Here is a 17,508-nt window from a genome sequence, read left to right as displayed (position 1 = left end):
AAAGGTGTGGCTTTTTTATTTATCCCGCAAGAGATGAACGGGTTTATTTCTTGATTTTTTATCCTTTTGCTGTAACTTGCTCTGTATCTGTACGTTTTTTTTTTTAACAGAAATGTAAAGAGGAAGGAAACGCTGGGCTAAAGGGTGGTTGTGGGCAATAATCCAACGTAGTGCTCTGGAGAACACCATAGATTCGAGACCGTTCATATATATTATATGAATGGGAATTCTGTACTGCCGGAACGACGGGGATCCTGGCTCAATGGATGGAATGCTGTTGATAAACGGGATGGAAATGGATACCGGCCTGAGCGGTCGGTATGTGTGCTTCGGACTGCGCCTAAAGCTGTGTTGTGGGTGTGAGCGTTGGGGTGCAGTATGAATGGACAGCGCGGCTGCCAGCTGCCATGGAAAACGGAACGCTGTTTTTCTGGGGAAATCAGCTAAAAGCAAATTTCTAAGAAACCAGTTGATATAACAACTAGTATTGGTTAATTGATAGTAGCACCAAGGTACAGGCCTCCAAGGTTTCTATACCCTGTGCTTCGGCTTTGTGAGCTAATTCTAGATTTTCTGTACCTGGGTTGAAAATAATACGTTTAGGCTTGGTGTCTAAAATATATTGATACAGTTCTTTTTGATTGGTTGGGTTGAGGTATAAAGTAATGGTGTCGACGTCTGTATGAATCTGCGATGGCTTTTCAATAGGAAAACCTGCAACCTCGCCCTTTTTAACACCTACATTTATAATAGGGTGGTCGTGTTGCACCAATTTGTGAGCAGCTTTGTATGCGTAACGCTCTGGATTTGGTGTCGCACCGATTATTAATGTTTTCTTTTTCATACTATTATGGTTTACTATATGAGTTTAATTTAGAGATTTAAAAATCGCATTTGCACAGGCTTCACCGTCGATTGCTGCAGAAATAATGCCACCTGCATAACCTGCGCCTTCTGCACAGGGGAAAAGTCCTTTTATTTGCGGGTGCTGCAGGGTTATTTTGTCTCGAGGGATACGAATTGGTGATGAAGTGCGGGATTCGACGCCTACTAAGATTGCCTCATTTGTGTAATATCCGTTGTTCCCGTAAATACCTGGCATTTTATTGCCGAAGGTTGGTAAAGCTTTCTGCAAACGTTTCGCAACAAAAGCAGGTAAGACTTGGTATAAATCAGCGGAGGTTAAGCCTGGTAAATAGGAATTGTCTGGTAAATCATTTGAAGTTTTCTGATTAACGAAATCAACCATGCGTTGTGCGGGTGCTTTCAAATTCCCTCCTCCAGCGGTAAAAGCGCTCTGCTCAATCTGTGATTGAAAATTTAATAACCTGAACGGATCATCATCTTTTCCTGGAACGTCGTCAAAATTAATTTGAACCACGGTTCCGGAATTGGCGTATGGATTATTCCGCTTTGAAGGGCTCCAACCGTTTACCACAATCTCGTTTGCTTCTGTGGAACAGGGTGCTATAATTCCTCCTGGGCACATGCAAAAAGAGAAAACACCTCGGTCTTCTACCTGAGTTACCAAGCTATAATAGGATGGTGGAAGATTTGGATGACGTTCTTTTGCATTATATTGGGCTTGATCTATAATATACTGTGGATGCTCAATACGAACGCCTAAAGCAAAAGGTTTCGCTTCTAATAAAATGCTTTTCTGATGTAATAGTTGATAAATATCTTTAGCGGAATGGCCTGTTGCCAAAATAAGCGCCTCGCCTTCGAAATTACCTTTATCGGTTATTGCGGTTTTAAAAGTCTGGTTTTTAATTTCAAGATCAATCAACTTGGTATTGAAATGCACTTCACCACCGGCATTTAGGATAGTTTCTCTAATTGCAGTAATGATCTGCGGCAGTTTGTTAGTGCCGATGTGCGGACGGGCATCTACTAAAATATCCTCAGTAGCGCCGTGAGCAACAAAAATCTCCAGCATTTTGTTTACATCGCCTCTTTTATCTGAACGGGTATATAGTTTACCGTCGGAATAGGTTCCTGCGCCACCTTCGCCAAAGCAATAATTAGATTCGGGATTTAGTATTCCGTCTTTGTTAATGGCTGCCAAATCACGTCGACGTTCTTTCACGTCTTTCCCACGTTCGATAATTATCGGCTTTAAGCCTAACTCGATTAATCGTAATGCGGCAAACAAACCTGCGGGTCCTGCACCTATTATGATTACCTGTTTTGCATCTTTTACTGATTTATAATCGATACTAAAATGTTGTACTTCGGGATTCTCATCTATATAAAGGACAACTTTAAGCCTGTAAACGGGATGTTTGCTACGAGCGTCAATAGATCTTTTGCGAATTAAAAAATATTTTAGGCGATTATCTTTGAGGTTTTCTTGCTGTAGAATGCTTGCTTTAATGTAGCTTTGATCAAGAATATGATCGGGACTAATGACAAGGTCAATTTCTTTTTTCATATAAACATGTTGGGTTTTTATCCCAAAGTGTAACAAAGGTATGAATTTTGAGTCCTATTGCTAAATTTTGAAAAAAACTAAAACTGAAATGAGAAAACTATTATTAGGGGTTATTGCCCTGTTTGCTGTAGGTTCGTTAAGCTCTTGTGGTTATAACGCAGCTGTAAAATTAGATGAAAAAGTAAAAGCGTCTTGGGGAGAGGTTGAAAACCAATACCAAAGAAGAGCAGATTTAATCCCGAATTTGGTGAATACTGTAAAAGGTGCAGCTAATTTTGAAAAAGAGACTTTAACACAGGTGATTGAAGCCAGAGCAAAAGCTATATCTATACAAGTTGATCCAAACAAACTAACTCCGGAAAACATTCAGAAATTTCAAAGTGCCCAGGGTGAGGTTAGCCAGGCTTTAGGACGGTTGATGGTTGTTTCTGAGCGTTACCCAGAATTAAAAGCCAATGCAAACTTCCAAGAGTTGCAAGCGCAATTAGAGGGTACTGAAAACAGAATTGCTGTTGCGAGAAGAGATTTTAACCAGAGCGTACAGGAATATAATACTCAAATTAGAACGTTCCCTAACAACTTGTTTGCTGGAATTTTCGGCTTCCAACAAAAAGGAACTTTCGCTGCTGAAGCCGGTGCTGATAAAACACCAAAAGTTGAGTTTTAAATAGTTTTTTATTTAACATGCTACTAAATAGCTTCGTTAGTAGCATGTTGTTGACTTTTACCCTGACACAACATTTATGAGTTCATTAAGCGACAAAGAACAAGATGTTATAAAACAATCTATTGAGTGGGCTGAGAAAGCAACCAGTGGAGAAATACGTGTTTGCGTCGAAAGCAAATGCGATATGGATGCGTATGAAAGAGCTGTTGAATGTTTCCACGATTTAAAAATGGAGGCTACCAAACTGCGAAACGGGGTTTTGGTTTATGTTGCGCTGGACGATAAAAAATTTGCCATTATTGGCGATAAGGGAATCAATACTTTGGTTACTGATGATTTTTGGGACAGCACAAAGGCTCTGATGCTGGAAAAATTTAAAATTGAGCATATCGCTGAAGGAATTAGTGTTGGTATTATTGAAGCTGGGAAACAGTTAAAAAGGTATTTCCCGTACAGTAGCGATGATACTAATGAACTTTCGGATGATATTGTGTTTTTAAACTGATGAAAGAATTTTACATGAAACGTTTTCTACTATTTATATGCTTAAGTATTTTTTCTTTCTTAGGTTATGCTCAAAAATTCCCGGCCAAGCCAACTACATTAGTTAACGATTATACCAATACTTTAAACAGTAGCCAAGTTGCTGCGTTAGAGCAAAAGCTTGTCGCTTTTGATGATTCAACTTCTATACAGATTTCCGTTGTTATAATTCCCTCTTTAGATGGATATGAAATTGGAGATTATGCCTACCAATTAGGAAGAGCCTGGGGAATTGGTGGAAAAGAGAAAAATACAGGAATTTTAGTTTTAACTTCCATTGGCGACCGAAAGGTAACGATACAAACCGGTTACGGTATAGAGGGTGCTTTACCTGATGCTATTGCCAAGCGGATTATAGAAAATGAAATAAAACCCAACTATAAAAACGGTGACTATGCCACTGGTTTAACCGCTGGAACAGATGCTATTATTAGCTATACCAAAGGCGAATACAAAAACACCAATACTAAGAAACTTAAAAAAGAAAAGGGTTTCCCGGTTGGACTTGTAATTCTGATTGCAATTGTAGTGATTAGTTTAATTGGACGAGGTGGAAAAGGCGGCGGTGGAGGTGGTAGAAATGTAATTGGTAGCCGAGGTGCGGCGGACATGATGTGGTGGTCTGTACTCGCAGGTTTAGGAAGCGGGGGAAGAAGCAGTGGCGGATTTGGTGGAGGTGGAGGTTTCGGCGGCTCATCTGGCGGGGGTGGATTTGGAGGATTTGGTGGTGGTAGCTTTGGTGGTGGCGGAGCTAGCGGTAGTTGGTAACATTCAACATCTGAACGTTGAGCATTCGCTTTCAGCGTTCAGATGTATTTAAAATCTTATAATTTTTCACTGCGGTTTCTTTCCTAACTTATATCTTTTATATAAACGTACTTTCTTTTCTGTTTTATCGTTTCGATTAATATATTTGTTATCGTAAACACTCCCTCCAATGTTAAAAGAAGAGCGCCAAGCATATATCATTAAACAAATCAATCTTCACAATAAAGTTTTATCTTCAGATTTAAGTGAGAAACTGGTAGTTTCTGAAGATACAATCCGTAGAGATTTAAATGATCTGGCTGATGCTGGAAAAATCCTAAAAGTGCATGGAGGCGCTTTATCTAAATCTTTTCACTATCCATTTCACGATACAGATACATATGCCAAAGAAGGCAAAAAGGAGATTGCTAGAAAAGTTTTAAGCCTGATTAAAGATGGCATGCTGGTACTGGTAAGTGGCGGAACAACCATGATTGAATTGGCAAGGATGATTCCGGATAGATTAGCCTGTACATTTTTTACTGTTAGTCCTTTAGTGGCTATTGAATTGGTGGAATACCCAAATGTAACCGTTATTTTGCTGGGTGGAAACTTATCTAAAAATGCACAGATAAGCGTAGGTTCGGCAGTAATTAGTCAACTAGCTGATATTAAATTTGACCTTTGCTTGTTAACTTCTAGCAGTTTTTCGCTAAAAGATGGAGTTACCGATTCGGATTGGGAAGTAGTGCAGGTAAAAAAAGCAATGGTAAAAGCTGCAACAAAAACCGCTTTAATTGGCATTGCAGAGAAGTTAGATACCATACAAAAATTAAAAGTTTGTGATTTGAATGCGCTAGATTATTTAGTTACAGAGTTAAGTCCTGACGACGAGAAACTCCACGCTTACGCTGATATTATCACTATTGTATAATTATAGCAAGGGCTATACATTACTTTTGTGGAATAAATTATATGAGCAAGCTCAGTTTATTTACTGCACACCCATCGTTAAAACTTAACATTAACGGCCGGAAATGTTGGTTTACTACTGATTAAAAACAGACAGCAGATTGTAATAAATGCATTAATTATAATTAACTCAAAACCAACCGCATAACCAAACCAGGTTTCGGAATTTATATCGATTATAAAAGTGAGTATTGGGGCTAGCAGACAAATAAAGGGCACCAATCTATCTTTTATCTTTCTGCCGTTCATCATACCAAAGACGAACAATCCTAATAAAGGTCCGTAAGTATAACCTGCTGCTTTAAAAATTGCGTTTACAACCGAATCATCGTTGATTACTTTAAAAACCAGTACCACGCCAAAAATCAGTATAGAAAATACGATATGAACTAAATGCCTAGTATTGATTAGTTTTTTAGAATTGTAATCTCCTCCTTTATTAAAGCCTAAAAAATCGACACAAAAAGAGGTGGTTAACGCTGTTAAAGCCGAATCTGTGGTAGCAAAAGTAGCGGCTGTTAAGCCTAACATAAACACGATTGCCGGGAAAGCACCTAAATGATTTAAACCGATTTCTGGAAAAAGATGATCTGGGGTTGCCAAACTAGCAATATCTATTCCTTTTGCATTAGCGTAGATGTAAAGCAATGCACCAACGCTCAAGAAAAATAAATTGATCACTACAAATATCCCTGTAAAGGTGAGCATGTTTTTCTGTGCTTCGCCGATGTTTTTGCAACTCAAATTCTTTTGCATCAGGTCTTGATCTAAACCCGTCATGGCGATGGTGATAAAAATACCTCCTAAAAACTGTTTTAAGAAATGCCTTTTATTTTCTGAGAAGTTATCAAAAAAGAAGATTTTCGAATAGGAGCTTTCTTTTACTGTTTCAAAAGTTTGGGCAATATTTAAATCTAAGCTTTTGGCGATGAAATAAATGGACAATACTACGGACGATAATAAAAAAACCGTTTGTAATGTATCAGTTATCACGATTGTTTTTAAACCGCCCTTAAAAGTGTAAGACCAAATTAATACCAAACAGATGACAATGGTGAGCCAAAAAGGAACGTTCCAAGCGTCAAATATAAATTTCTGGAGCACTATAGCTACCAGATATAACCTAAAAGCAGAACCTACAATCCTAGAGATTAAAAATATCATGGAGCCAGATTTATAGCTCCAAAACCCAAGCCTTTCTTCTAAATAAGTATAAATAGAGATCAAGTTCAACCGATAATATAAAGGCAATAAAACAGTGGCATTTAATACGAAGCCAACCGTATTTCCCAGAACAAATTGAAAATAACTAAATGCACTTTGTTCTACTGCACCCGGAACAGATATAAAAGTTACACCAGAAAGTGCCGTTCCAATCATCCCGAATGCCACAAAATACCATTTCGAATTTCTGTTAGCTATAAAAAAGCTAGAATTATCTGATGATCCACGAGAAGTAAAATAGGATATCCCGATAAGGACAGCAAAGTAAATGATTAAAAAAGAGAGCAATAGAATTGGCGACATAAATGCTAAATTATACTGTTTTATAGTTTTTAAAATTATCTATTGCTTTTCTAACACTTCCAAAATCTCTCAGCAAATCTGCAGCTATAGCTTCCTCTGCACCGGTTTCTGCCATGATCATTTTAACGCCACGGGCTACCAGCTTTTTATTGGTCAATTGCATATCAACCATTTTATTTCCCTTCACTTTGCCCAATTGTATCATTACAGAGGTGCTGAGCATGTTAAGTACTAGTTTTTGTGCTGTACCAGATTTCATACGCGTTGAACCTGACACAAACTCAGGACCTACAACCACTTCTACAGGATACTTAGCTTCTTTTGCAACCGGACTACTTGCGTTACAAACAATACAGCCGGTTGTGATTTGATTATTGTTAGCTGTGCGCAAACCGCCAATAACGTAAGGCGTGGTACCTGATGCAGCCAAACCCACCACAATATCATTTTGATTGATATTAAATTCTTTTAGATCTTTCCAAGCTTGCTCCATATCATCTTCGGCAAACTCCACTGCTTTTCTAATAGCACCTTCTCCACCTGCAATAATCCCAACAATTCTATCAAAAGGAACTCCAAAAGTTGGCGGACATTCTGATGCGTCTAGCACACCTAGCCGTCCGCTGGTACCTGCACCGATGTAAAACATCCGGCCACCTTTCTTCATCTGTAGCGAAGCAACGGTTGCCAATGCTTCAATTTGTGGGATTACTTTGGCAACCGCAGCCGTTACGGAGCTGTCTTCTTTATTGATATTTACCAAAATATCTTTGACAGTCATTTTTTCTAGGTCGTTGTAATTCGACTCTTTTTCTGTCGTAATATCCATGATGTTCTAAATTTAAGATTGTAAATTTTTGATGAATTAGTTTGTATTGTTGTTTGATTTTTAAAAATGATTTAGACGATAGTCGATTAAAGCCTACCCTTATTTTGTCTTCGCTTTTACTTGGTTAGATGCCCCACTTTCATTCTTCATTCTATCTAACGCGGTAATTGAATAACGGTATTTCTCTTTTCTCTCCACAGATTTATCCTCGAAAGATTCCGAATCATTGTAAACCACTTTTAAGATCTGTTGCGGATTGTTAATATCTAACTTATGCGCAGCAACAGTTCTATAAATTACATAACCATAAGCAGTATCGCCGTCTCTAACTTGTAAAGGCTTTTTCCAGTTTAACAATACAGAACTACTGCCTCTTTTTACCGTAAGCTTTATTGGAACTGCTGGCGGTATATTATCTATCCAGGGCATTGTTGGTGGCAAAGCAGTGTTTTTATAAAGATTTTGCCTTAGCGAATCCTGAAAACTGCCCATGTTATTGGTTACAGACTTTGAACTAAAAAACACACTCCCCTGGATATTTTTGTTATTTCTAAGGTAACGGATTTGGTTAGGAAGCTGTTGTGGATTATCCCAACCGTTCAGCTTTTGATCAAGGCGATATATTCCATGGCCGATATAAACATGTTTGCCGAAGGCGTTTGCTGCCCACCAATCCGTTAATTTCTCATAGGCTGCAGGAGCGTATCCAAAAGGAAAATAAATCTGGGGGTTAACATAATCTAACCAGCCATTTTTAGCCCATTTGTAAACATCTGCGTAAAGTGCGCTATAACCAGAAAAACCATTAGAATCGGACCCACGGGGATCGTCTTTTTTATTTCTCCAAATTCCGAAGGGACTTACGCCAAACTTTACATACTTTTTAGTTTTGTGAATGCTCTCCGAAACTTGTTTAATTAGCAAGTCAACGTTTTCTCGTCGCCAATCTTCGATATTGCTTTGTCCGCGTTTATTTGCAATAAACGCTAAACTATCTGGCAATTGCTTTTTGCCTGGGTAAGGATAAAAATAATCATCGAAATGTACTCCATCGATATCATATTGTTTTACCACGTTCATCACAACTTCATTAATATAGTCTCTAACTTCTGGCAGTGCGGGGTTAAAGTATTTTTTACCCTCATAACTAAAAACCCAATTTGGGTGTGTTATGGTTATATGGTTTTTGCTTAGCGATAGCGAATCTGAATCTGTTGTGGCTCGGTAAGGGTTTAACCAAGCATGCAGTTCCATTCCACGTTTGTGTGCTTCTTTAATTGCAAAATCTAATGGGTCATAAAAAGGCTTCGGCGCTTCGCCTTGCTTTCCGCTTAATACTGCAGACCATGGCTCCTTACTTTTTGCGTACAAGGCATCTGCCGCAGGGCGTATCTGAAAAAAGATAGCATTGATGTTGTTTTTTTGATGCTCATCTAAAATGGAAATCAACTCCTGTTGTTGCTTTTCTGAAGATAAACCAGATTTAGAAGGCCAATCAATATTTTTAACCGTTGCCACCCAAACTGCCCGAAATTCCCGTTTTGGCAATGTTTGACCTATTACAATTGTTGCCCAAAAAACTAAAAACATAGGCACAAGAAGAACATATCTCTTTATCATTATAAAAAAATCAGCTTAAAAATTTGTGATGAATTAATTTAATATGCTCTCCCTAAAGCATCGTTTGTAGCTTTTAACAAGGATTTATCTCCATTAACATCTTGATAAAATTCCCAAAACATTATACCATTGGCTTTTGCTTTAGACAAAAGAGCTTTTGCTTTTACAGAAGGTATACCATTGTAGTAATATGTTGAGCCCCCAGTTGTAGTAAATGAATTTAGGTTCGCATCAGCACCTTGAAAAAGCAAATCGCGAAAGGTTAAAGCTGCGTTAGCCGCATTTTTACCATAAGCTGGTATCCCTACAACTGCTTTTTCTTTCGGAATTCCTTTTTGGTTTACCCAATAAGCAACCACATCCTCCGTTAAAAACATAGAAGCGTGGTTAGGGTCTGAGCGATAACCTGCACCATCATAAGCCATTAGGTTTACAAAATCCATTGCTTCTACGGCTCCAAGTGTAACTCCGTCTCTAATACCTCCAGCGTAAACGCCGGCAGTTACAGCAGCGCTCAAATATTTATGCCACGCATGCAATTCTACAGAAAGCGCTTTCATAAAAGCTTCGTAGGTTATTTGGTTTCCTAAGTTTGCGCTTGGGTATTCCCAATCAATATCAATCCCGTCTAAATCGTTGGTTACGGCAAAATTCACCACATTGGTGATAAATGTTGCTCTCAACGAAGGATCTTTCATGATTGTTTCATAGTTTTCCTTTTCCGCCGCCGATACGCCAGCAATTGAAACTCCAAACTTAACGCCGTTATCCTTAGCCAACTTTCTCATTTTTTCGAAGTTAGCAGGTTTAGTAATTGCCTTTATGGTTCCATTAGCGTTAGGGTACGCAAAAGCATAGTGTAAATGGGTAATCATTTTAAATTTTTCTACACCAATTGAATCCGGCTCTCGGCCTTCTGCGTAATAAGCAACTATTTTAAATGCTGTGTTTGATACATAAGGTGTAGTTGGCTTTGTTCTAACTGCACCGGTATTGTAATTTTCGGGTACTACTGCTACGTCTTTTTCACATGCTTGAAGCAAAACGAGACCTAAAAACCCTAGTAAGAATATCTTTTTCATAAAATCTTAATTTATATCAAGAGGCTGTTATTTAAAACAGCCTCTTAAACTAATACCTATCTTCTAACATTATCTACAGCAATACCATAGGGCGCATAGCCTTTTGTTGCTTCAATGAATTTTGGAGCACTACTACCGTCCAATGGGTAAACTTTGACACCTGAATTAACAGCTGGGTTTTTCTTTATAGTTGGAGCATTGGGATCACCTGTGATGTCTAAATCACTTCTATAACCGAAATACAAATTACCGCCAGAAGGTAATGATGTATCTAAATTTAAGGCCAAGCCGGTAATGTATATCCGCTCGTTATCTGAACCTTCTAGCGAAAATCCATTTGCATCAATTTGCATACTTGCCCCATTATCAACGGCCACTACATTGTTTCCATCAATATCTGCTCGGTACAACCCAAAAGCGCCAACGTTAACCGCAAAGTATATTTTCTGATGAACCTGGTCTACCACAAACGTTCTGATTGCATAATTCATGATACTACCGCCAAGTGGGGCAACAAACGTTCCATCTGTATTAAATCTCCAGATTCCCTTGCCAGTGGTTCCTGTTTTTGACAACCAAAGCTCGTTATTTACGAACTCCAAGCCACCATCAAAATAGGTTGCGGTAGATACTCCAGCATTTGCCGCAGTTAATGCAAATTTCGACAATGGATACGGAACATCAACCGCAGCAGTAGGTAAGGTTCTTACGCCACCGTTTCTCTCGGTAAACCAAATATTTCCACTACCATCAAACGTATGCATCCAAGGATCGTTTCTATAGTCCACTGTACCCACAGAAACAGAAGATTTTGTTAAAACAACTGGATTAGATCCATTAATATCATAAGATGTGATGCTGCCATCAGCGGCTGCGTTTACGCCAGAGCTAAATCTTAAACCTTTCCCCGTTTCTACAACATAAATTCTGTTATTATGCACACTGATAGATAAAGGGTGAAGCGTGGTTGACATGGTGGTTTGCTGCACTACCGCGTTCTGCGCAAAACTAAGTCTGTAAATTTTTTGGCTCACCGCATCAGTAAAGTAAAGGCTCTTTGCCAGTTCTCCTTTTACCTCAACAATTTTTGTAACAACAAGCGTTTCTTCTCCATCGTTAACTGTTAGTGTGATGGTATGAAGACCTTCTCTTTGGAAAGCAATAGTTGGATTTTGCTCCGTTGATACTAAACCTGGCTCGTCAAAATTCCAAGAGAATGAAATAGGATTTGCTGGGAATTTAAAAGCAGAAGCCAGAAACTGATAGCTATTGAGAACTTCGATATTATCAGGCGCTGTTATGGAGGGTGTTCTTTTCTTCACAACAATATCTCGAGTTATGGAGTCCATTTTACCGTTTTGCCATGCAGTTAAAGTGATTTTATAAGTCCCTGGCAAACTGTAAACAATGGTATCAGGAACTACCTTTTCGCTTGTGCTTACATCCGATAAGGTTGAATCTTTTAAAGTTTTTCCCTGTGGGAATTTCCATAAAAACTTCTCGGAAAACCTAGACCTGTTTACTAAAATTAGTTTAGTTGGTGCAGTAATTTCTCCCTGTGGAAAATCAAAATAAACATCAAAATCTCCTGTTGGGGTAATTCTGCTAATCTCATCTTGCTTGCAACCCACTGCAAGCAACACTATTGCTGTTAAATACAATAAATATTTTCTCATCATTAACATGTTTTAGTATTTAGCCTGAAAAACGTTCACGACTTCATTGGTAGCTGTATTTTGCGCTGTAACTTTTACCTTTAAACTCACAATCAAAGAACCTTTTTTGGTTGCTGTTTGCAAAGCATTAGCAATTAGCAAAGATTTTGTAAGGTTGCTGTTTAAGTTTGCTTTGCCGGCAGCACTTAGTACCGCACCGCTAATATCTGAAGCAGGTGCTGTTGGAAATAACGCTTTATAATCCAAAACGTTGATTTTTAAAGCCAACAGACTTTTAAGCGATGCAAAACCTTCATCTGATAAAGCATTGATTAAATCAGCATTTTTAACATCTCTCGGCATAAATTTTTTGTAAACATCTCGGATTACGTAAGCGTCTGAAAGTGTTTCAAAATACTTACCTAACTCGTTATTTTGGCTTGAAACTGTTTTGTAAATCTTTTCTTTCTCTAAAGAGTCTAACACAATATAAACCGGCACATCATCTACAAAAGAACTAAGGGTTGTATTATTTAGTTTCAGATTTACGGCGTATTTTTCTACTACTGTTTCCGAAAATTCGACCTTATCAATCTTGTCGCTAATATGCCAAGTAGACGCAGTTAGAATAATGGAATCGCCAATAGCTGGCGCTCTGTTGTTTAGTGTCACTCTTAATGAAGCTCGGTGTGCATTATTTTCTAAAGCACTACCCAAATCCACAATTGGACTCTCCTTTTTACAAGACAACATGGTTATTGCAAACCCTGCAATTAAAAATGTTTTATAAAATCTCATACCTCTTAATTTTTTAGTTGTGACTGATCTGCCCACCACACCGGTGTAAATACCCAATTTCTGGCATCAGCGCCTAATCTTGCTATCTCCTTTGGATTGTATATATATTCTGTCTGTCTATCATACGGAAGTCTTTGTATGTTTCTTCCCTGCCATTCTGCCAAAGCATTTTTTGGGTAGTAGATGCCTGGATAAGCAGTAGCGCTATATCCGTATCTACGCATATCAACCCAAGTTTCTGGCTGTAGATACAAAGCCACGTACTTTTGCATCATGATATCACTAATTTTTAATGCAGTTGGGTCAGCAACAACTTTTGAAGTAGTCATGTAAGCTGTAATATCAGCATCTGAAACACCCAATCTTTTCAGGTTTGTCTGTATCCCTAATTTGTAAGCAGCATGTGCTGTTGTTAGATCTTGCTTATAAAAAGCTGCCTCTGCTTTAATAAAGTAAAGCTCTTCTTTAAGTATAAAAGGCAATGGAGAGTCGTTTTTTGTCCAAAAACCATTGTAAAGATTTGCAAAATCTGCCATTGTTGTACCAGTTGGCAAACCTAATGTGGATATCCCCTCAGATGCCTTCGCTGATAAGTATTTATTGTTGGCGCCTGGCGTTGTTAGTTTAAACAATCTTGGGTCATACTCTAAACCTGCCTGATTTACTGTTAAGTAATTCATAAAAAAGTCTGTGTGCATTGACTCCACCAAACTATTTCTGATATCAGCAAAATTCCACTCTGGACTGGCTACCTGTGGACCCCAAAGATTCATTTCCCACTCGCGGGTAGCTCCTGTTGGATAGTTAAAAATAGCATCGTCGAAATTTGTGAGTGCATCGTTAACGGTTGTCAACAGACGATCGTAACCATTGTCAAAGTTGGCCGTGTGCAAATACATTCTAGCTTTTACAGCTTTGGCAAATGCTGCCCATTTCGTTAAGTTTCCCGCAAAAATTAAGTCAGACGTTGCATTCATCGCTTTATCTGTAGGTGTTGCTTTCGCAAGGTCAGCCAAACCATCATCCAGTAATTTAGCAATACCTTCATAAACCTTCTGTTGCGAGTCATAAACTGGGTTAAAACTTCCACTGTATGCTTCGCCGAAAGGCATATCGCCAAATGAATCTGTTGCGGTTAGGTAAGAGTAGGCCAACATAATTTTGCCTACACCCATGTAGTTAAAGGAGCCTTCTCTTTCAGCAGTCTCAATTAACCCTTTGCAATTACTTCCTACATCGAAATAATGCCATCTCCATGCTCCTAAACGGGTTACACCATTATAGTCTAACAAAGACTCAATTCTTGTATTGCTTAACCTAGTGGTCATATAATAAGAATGGTACGATGAAAAACGAGCGTGAGAATAATTATGATACGCCATATTTCCTAAAATTGCAGGCAACCTTAGGTTTGTTGGCGATGTTACGGGGTTTACCGGATTAACATTGATATCAAGTTTAGAACATGACGTTGTTAACGTTAATGCCAGCAATAAAACTGAAATTGATTTTAGTATATTTTTCATATCTCGCTAATTAAAATCCAACTGATAAGCCTAATGAGTAGGTTCTGGAGATTGGGATATTTCCAAAATCAACGCCCATTGTACTACCGCCGCCACCGCCTGCATTAGGACCAGCGCTGTTTACTTCTGGATCTCCGCCAGAGTAGTTGGTAATTAAAATAGGGTTCTGAGCAGATAACTCCACACTTAATCTACCTACCCTAAGTTTTTCGGCTACTTTTTTAGGTACCGAGTAACCTAAAGTGATATATCTAACTCTAGCCCAGTTTACCGTTTCGATAAAATTTGAACCTACTGGCGTATATCTGTTGGTAAAGAAAGCATAATCCATAGCAACCTCTTTGGTGTTCTTAATATAAGAACCATCTGTTTGCTGTACTACACCATTAAAAACGTACATTTTATCTCTATAGTTTCCAACATCCTCAGATATTCCTCTAGATATCATACCTAAACGGGTTGCATTATACACATCCCCTCCAAATCTGAAATCCCAAAGAAACGACAATGAAAAGTCTTTATAATTGAACTTATTCAAAAGCCCGATGTTAAATTTAGGTTCTCTGTTTCCGATATATAGCTGTGAATTTTGTGAATTAATCACCGGATAGCCTGTTTGGTCAATTACCGTATAGCCGTCATCATTTTTTTGATAATCAGTTCCGATTATGCCTAATACCGGCATATCTAACATAGATCCTGCGATGGCAGCAGTATAAGGCTGACCAAAAGTGTAAGGGAAAACAGTTATCTGTCCGGGGAATTCCAACATTTTAGAAGAGTTTTTCCAAGCATTCAAAGTCATGTTCCAATTGAAATCTTTCGTTTTTATTGGGCTTCCGTTTAATGACAGTTCAAACCCTCTGTTCCTCAACCTACCAGCGTTAAACGCTTTAATCACAAAGCCTGTTGTTAAAGGCACTCTAGCAGTAACAATCTGGTCGCTACTTTCTTTATCATAGTAGGCTGCCTCTATACTTAACCTGTTATTGAACAACTTAAACTCAGCGCCAATCTCTTTTTCTCTGGTAGTTTCTGGAACTAAATCTACGTTACCACCCGTTGGGTCATTTTGGTAACCACCACCTACGCCTTGAAACTGTACCAAGTTGGTATTGGTTCTATAAATTGGCGCATCCTTACCTACTTTTGCGTAACTCGCTCTTAACTTACCGTACCAATTATTTCTATTCTCAAACAATTCTGAGAAGGTGAAACTACCTGAGTAAGAAGGTGAGTAAAATGATCTGTTAGCTTTAGATAGTGTAGAAGTCCAATCGTTTCTACCCGTTACTCCAATGCTCAACATATTCATATAATCTAACTTGAAATCACCATAAGTAGCGTAACGTCTTCTTCTTGGATAGCCCTCGGTAACTGTTAAATTATTTCTGTCGATATTGTTTACACTATAAATCCCGGGAACAATAAAGTTTTCTCCGGTAAAGGCATTGGTTTTAGCCTCGTAATATTCTGATGAACCTCCAAGAATTAACGTTGCCCTTAAGTCTTTGGTAAGTTTTCTATCAAAAGTACTGTTGAATATGTTGGTAATGTATTTGTAATTTCCCTTAGTTTCTCTAAGGCGGCCGTTCATATAGTTAGGTGTGCCTTCTACAGTGATGTTAGCAAATGCTTGGTTGTAAAAATCCTGACCAACTCTGTAAGAAAGGTTTATCCAGTCGTTAACTGTATAATTCAAGTTACTGTTTACTACAATACGTTGAGTAGAAGTGTTTCGTGGATTTTTCATCACATTCCACATTGGCGAAATAATTACGGTTTCGTCTGATCCGGTTTTGTTATAGTACTCATAAATAGGCGATCCGTTTGGTTGCTGATAGTTTAAGATATCAAAACGCAACGGATACATATAAATGCTGTTTGCATAACCACCAGATGAACCACCCACAATACCTTCTTTGATATTGTTGTTGATGTAATTTGCAGAAGCGCCTAACTCTAGGTTTTTAGCCAGTTTAGCCGACCCTTTTAATAAAAAAGACAATTTATCAGACCCTGTGTTTGGGATAATTGATGAACCGTCTCTATAGTTTCCAGACATGTAATAATTGTAATTGTCTGTACCGCCGTTAACATTCAAATTAACATCGTTAATTAAACCGGTATCAAAAAATCTGTTGATGTTATCGTGTATCTCTTCATCATACCTAAACTTACGACCCCAAGATGATGTAGAACTTCCGTCATATACACCTCCTAATCCAGTAGTGAACAACTTTTGCTGATTAGGTGTTTTACCTACAGTTTCTAAAAACGACTTAAAGCCTCCGTTAATTTGGATGGCCCCCTTTTTACCTTTTTTGGTAGTTATAATTATTGCTCCAGACGCGGCATCAATACCGTAAAGCGCTGCTGCTGCTGCTCCTTTAAGGATAGATATATCTGCAATATCCTCTGGATTAAAATCTGCCAGTCTGTTAATTGTACCATCAGATGATGCATTACTTACCCGAATACCATCTACAATCATTAATGGCTGGTTATCTCCCGTTAAAGAAGAAACACCTCTCAAAATTATTTCTGAAGGTAAACCAGGTGAGCCCCCTGCCGATGTGATCTGCGCACCGGCAATCTGGCCCTGTAAACCGTTGATGATATTTGACTGATTTGCATCCCGTAAATCATCTCCTTTTACTGTTTGCACAGAATAAGTTAAGGTTCGCTTATCTCTTTCAATCCCTAAAGCTGTAACCACTACTTCATTTAAGGATTTTGCATCTTGCGAAAGTGCAACATTGATCACGGAAGTGGAGCCCACTACCCGTTCCTCGGCTTTCATCCCTATAAATGTGAAGAGTAAGGTAGCATTTGCGGGAGCCGAAATAGAATAAAGTCCGTCTATACTTGTTTGCGTTGCCTTTGCACTTCCTTTTACGGATACCGTAACACCCGGAATTGGAAAGCCATCGTCAGTAGCAGTTACTTTTCCTGTCACAGTTTTTTCTTGAGCAAAAAGCTGCATTGAAAACAACAAGAGTCCAAAAGCCAGTGCAATTAGTCTTAATCTCATAATTCAGATTTTGGTTAATAATTTTGATTTGGCGAGGCCAACAATTGGTTATAGAAACAAGATATGAAATATTT

The 17,508-nt window shown here is 38.4% G+C and carries 14 protein-coding genes; 4 read left to right on the top strand and 10 right to left on the bottom strand.

Annotation, left to right across the window (positions count from 1 at the left end; all coding sequences use genetic code 11):
* Nucleotides 1-481: 481 nt before the first annotated feature.
* Nucleotides 482-844 carry a CoA-binding protein gene (locus B176_RS0100820; protein WP_017256877.1) on the bottom strand — a complete coding sequence of 121 codons (363 nt, stop codon included), beginning with the start codon at nucleotides 842-844 and terminating at the stop codon, nucleotides 482-484.
* Nucleotides 845-868: 24 nt separating this feature from the next.
* Nucleotides 869-2,434: an NAD(P)/FAD-dependent oxidoreductase gene (locus tag B176_RS0100815; RefSeq protein ID WP_017256876.1), complete on the bottom strand. Its 1,566-nt coding sequence runs from the start codon at nucleotides 2,432-2,434 to the stop codon at nucleotides 869-871.
* A gap of 88 nt (nucleotides 2,435-2,522) precedes the next feature.
* On the opposite strand from B176_RS0100815, the gene B176_RS0100810 reads away from it, so the two are divergent.
* From B176_RS0100810 to B176_RS0100795, 4 genes are all read left to right on the top strand, one after another.
* On the top strand, nucleotides 2,523-3,101 hold the full coding sequence (locus B176_RS0100810; RefSeq protein WP_017256875.1) for a LemA family protein: 579 nt from the start codon (nucleotides 2,523-2,525) through the stop codon (nucleotides 3,099-3,101).
* 76 nt (nucleotides 3,102-3,177) lie between these two features.
* Nucleotides 3,178-3,606 (top strand): TPM domain-containing protein, encoded by a 429-nt coding sequence (locus B176_RS0100805; protein ID WP_017256874.1) that lies wholly within the window; start codon nucleotides 3,178-3,180, stop codon nucleotides 3,604-3,606.
* Nucleotides 3,606-4,412 (top strand): TPM domain-containing protein, encoded by an 807-nt coding sequence (locus B176_RS0100800; RefSeq protein WP_017256873.1) that lies wholly within the window; start codon nucleotides 3,606-3,608, stop codon nucleotides 4,410-4,412. The genes B176_RS0100805 and B176_RS0100800 overlap by 1 nt, the downstream gene beginning before the upstream one ends.
* A gap of 169 nt (nucleotides 4,413-4,581) precedes the next feature.
* On the top strand, nucleotides 4,582-5,325 hold the full coding sequence (locus B176_RS0100795; protein ID WP_017256872.1) for a DeoR/GlpR family DNA-binding transcription regulator: 744 nt from the start codon (nucleotides 4,582-4,584) through the stop codon (nucleotides 5,323-5,325).
* A gap of 77 nt (nucleotides 5,326-5,402) precedes the next feature.
* Here the strand turns inward: B176_RS0100795 and B176_RS0100790 are convergent, their stop codons facing one another.
* From B176_RS0100790 to B176_RS0100755, 8 genes are all read right to left on the bottom strand, one after another.
* On the bottom strand, nucleotides 5,403-6,890 hold the full coding sequence (locus B176_RS0100790; RefSeq protein WP_017256871.1) for a sodium:solute symporter: 1,488 nt from the start codon (nucleotides 6,888-6,890) through the stop codon (nucleotides 5,403-5,405).
* Nucleotides 6,891-6,900: 10 nt separating this feature from the next.
* Complete coding sequence (murQ, locus tag B176_RS0100785) at nucleotides 6,901-7,719, bottom strand: N-acetylmuramic acid 6-phosphate etherase (RefSeq protein ID WP_017256870.1); 819 nt, start codon at nucleotides 7,717-7,719, stop codon at nucleotides 6,901-6,903.
* Between the two features lie 99 nt (nucleotides 7,720-7,818).
* A complete protein-coding gene (locus B176_RS0100780) occupies nucleotides 7,819-9,339 on the bottom strand; it encodes a glycoside hydrolase family 10 protein (RefSeq protein WP_154647847.1) in 1,521 nt (506 codons plus the stop codon).
* Nucleotides 9,340-9,377: 38 nt separating this feature from the next.
* Nucleotides 9,378-10,421: a glycosyl hydrolase family 18 protein gene (locus B176_RS20035; RefSeq protein WP_017256868.1), complete on the bottom strand. Its 1,044-nt coding sequence runs from the start codon at nucleotides 10,419-10,421 to the stop codon at nucleotides 9,378-9,380.
* Nucleotides 10,422-10,477: 56 nt separating this feature from the next.
* Nucleotides 10,478-12,100 carry a PKD domain-containing protein gene (locus tag B176_RS0100770; protein WP_161603002.1) on the bottom strand — a complete coding sequence of 541 codons (1,623 nt, stop codon included), beginning with the start codon at nucleotides 12,098-12,100 and terminating at the stop codon, nucleotides 10,478-10,480.
* Nucleotides 12,101-12,109: 9 nt separating this feature from the next.
* Complete coding sequence (locus tag B176_RS0100765; protein WP_026063070.1) at nucleotides 12,110-12,874, bottom strand: hypothetical protein; 765 nt, start codon at nucleotides 12,872-12,874, stop codon at nucleotides 12,110-12,112.
* Nucleotides 12,875-12,879: 5 nt separating this feature from the next.
* Nucleotides 12,880-14,400, bottom strand: a complete 1,521-nt coding sequence (locus B176_RS18740) for a SusD/RagB family nutrient-binding outer membrane lipoprotein (RefSeq protein ID WP_017256865.1) — start codon at nucleotides 14,398-14,400, stop codon at nucleotides 12,880-12,882.
* 10 nt (nucleotides 14,401-14,410) lie between these two features.
* Nucleotides 14,411-17,434, bottom strand: coding sequence for a SusC/RagA family TonB-linked outer membrane protein (locus B176_RS0100755; RefSeq protein WP_026063069.1), 3,024 nt, complete (start codon nucleotides 17,432-17,434; stop codon nucleotides 14,411-14,413).
* Nucleotides 17,435-17,508 lie beyond the last annotated feature (74 nt).

Origin of the sequence: Pedobacter arcticus A12, assembly GCF_000302595.1 — a bacterium.
Taxonomy (GTDB): Bacteria; Bacteroidota; Bacteroidia; order Sphingobacteriales; family Sphingobacteriaceae; genus Pseudopedobacter; species Pseudopedobacter arcticus.
The sequence above is the reverse complement of the archived record's forward strand: the minus strand, read 5'-3'. Positions and strand labels throughout refer to the sequence as shown.

Bases quoted from the DNA above. Each gene is read 5' to 3' on its own strand.
- B176_RS0100820 (WP_017256877.1), bottom strand. From the start codon at position 844: ATGAAAAAGAAAACATTAATAATCGGTGCGACACCAAATCCAGAGCGT.
- B176_RS0100815 (WP_017256876.1), bottom strand. From the start codon at position 2,434: ATGAAAAAAGAAATTGACCTTGTCATTAGTCCCGATCATATTCTTGAT.
- B176_RS0100810 (WP_017256875.1), top strand. From the start codon at position 2,523: ATGAGAAAACTATTATTAGGGGTTATTGCCCTGTTTGCTGTAGGTTCG.
- B176_RS0100805 (WP_017256874.1), top strand. From the start codon at position 3,178: ATGAGTTCATTAAGCGACAAAGAACAAGATGTTATAAAACAATCTATT.
- B176_RS0100800 (WP_017256873.1), top strand. From the start codon at position 3,606: ATGAAAGAATTTTACATGAAACGTTTTCTACTATTTATATGCTTAAGT.
- B176_RS0100795 (WP_017256872.1), top strand. From the start codon at position 4,582: ATGTTAAAAGAAGAGCGCCAAGCATATATCATTAAACAAATCAATCTT.
- B176_RS0100790 (WP_017256871.1), bottom strand. From the start codon at position 6,890: ATGTCGCCAATTCTATTGCTCTCTTTTTTAATCATTTACTTTGCTGTC.
- murQ (WP_017256870.1), bottom strand. From the start codon at position 7,719: ATGGATATTACGACAGAAAAAGAGTCGAATTACAACGACCTAGAAAAA.
- B176_RS0100780 (WP_154647847.1), bottom strand. From the start codon at position 9,339: ATGATAAAGAGATATGTTCTTCTTGTGCCTATGTTTTTAGTTTTTTGG.
- B176_RS20035 (WP_017256868.1), bottom strand. From the start codon at position 10,421: ATGAAAAAGATATTCTTACTAGGGTTTTTAGGTCTCGTTTTGCTTCAA.
- B176_RS0100770 (WP_161603002.1), bottom strand. From the start codon at position 12,100: ATGATGAGAAAATATTTATTGTATTTAACAGCAATAGTGTTGCTTGCA.
- B176_RS0100765 (WP_026063070.1), bottom strand. From the start codon at position 12,874: ATGAGATTTTATAAAACATTTTTAATTGCAGGGTTTGCAATAACCATG.
- B176_RS18740 (WP_017256865.1), bottom strand. From the start codon at position 14,400: ATGAAAAATATACTAAAATCAATTTCAGTTTTATTGCTGGCATTAACG.
- B176_RS0100755 (WP_026063069.1), bottom strand. From the start codon at position 17,434: ATGAGATTAAGACTAATTGCACTGGCTTTTGGACTCTTGTTGTTTTCA.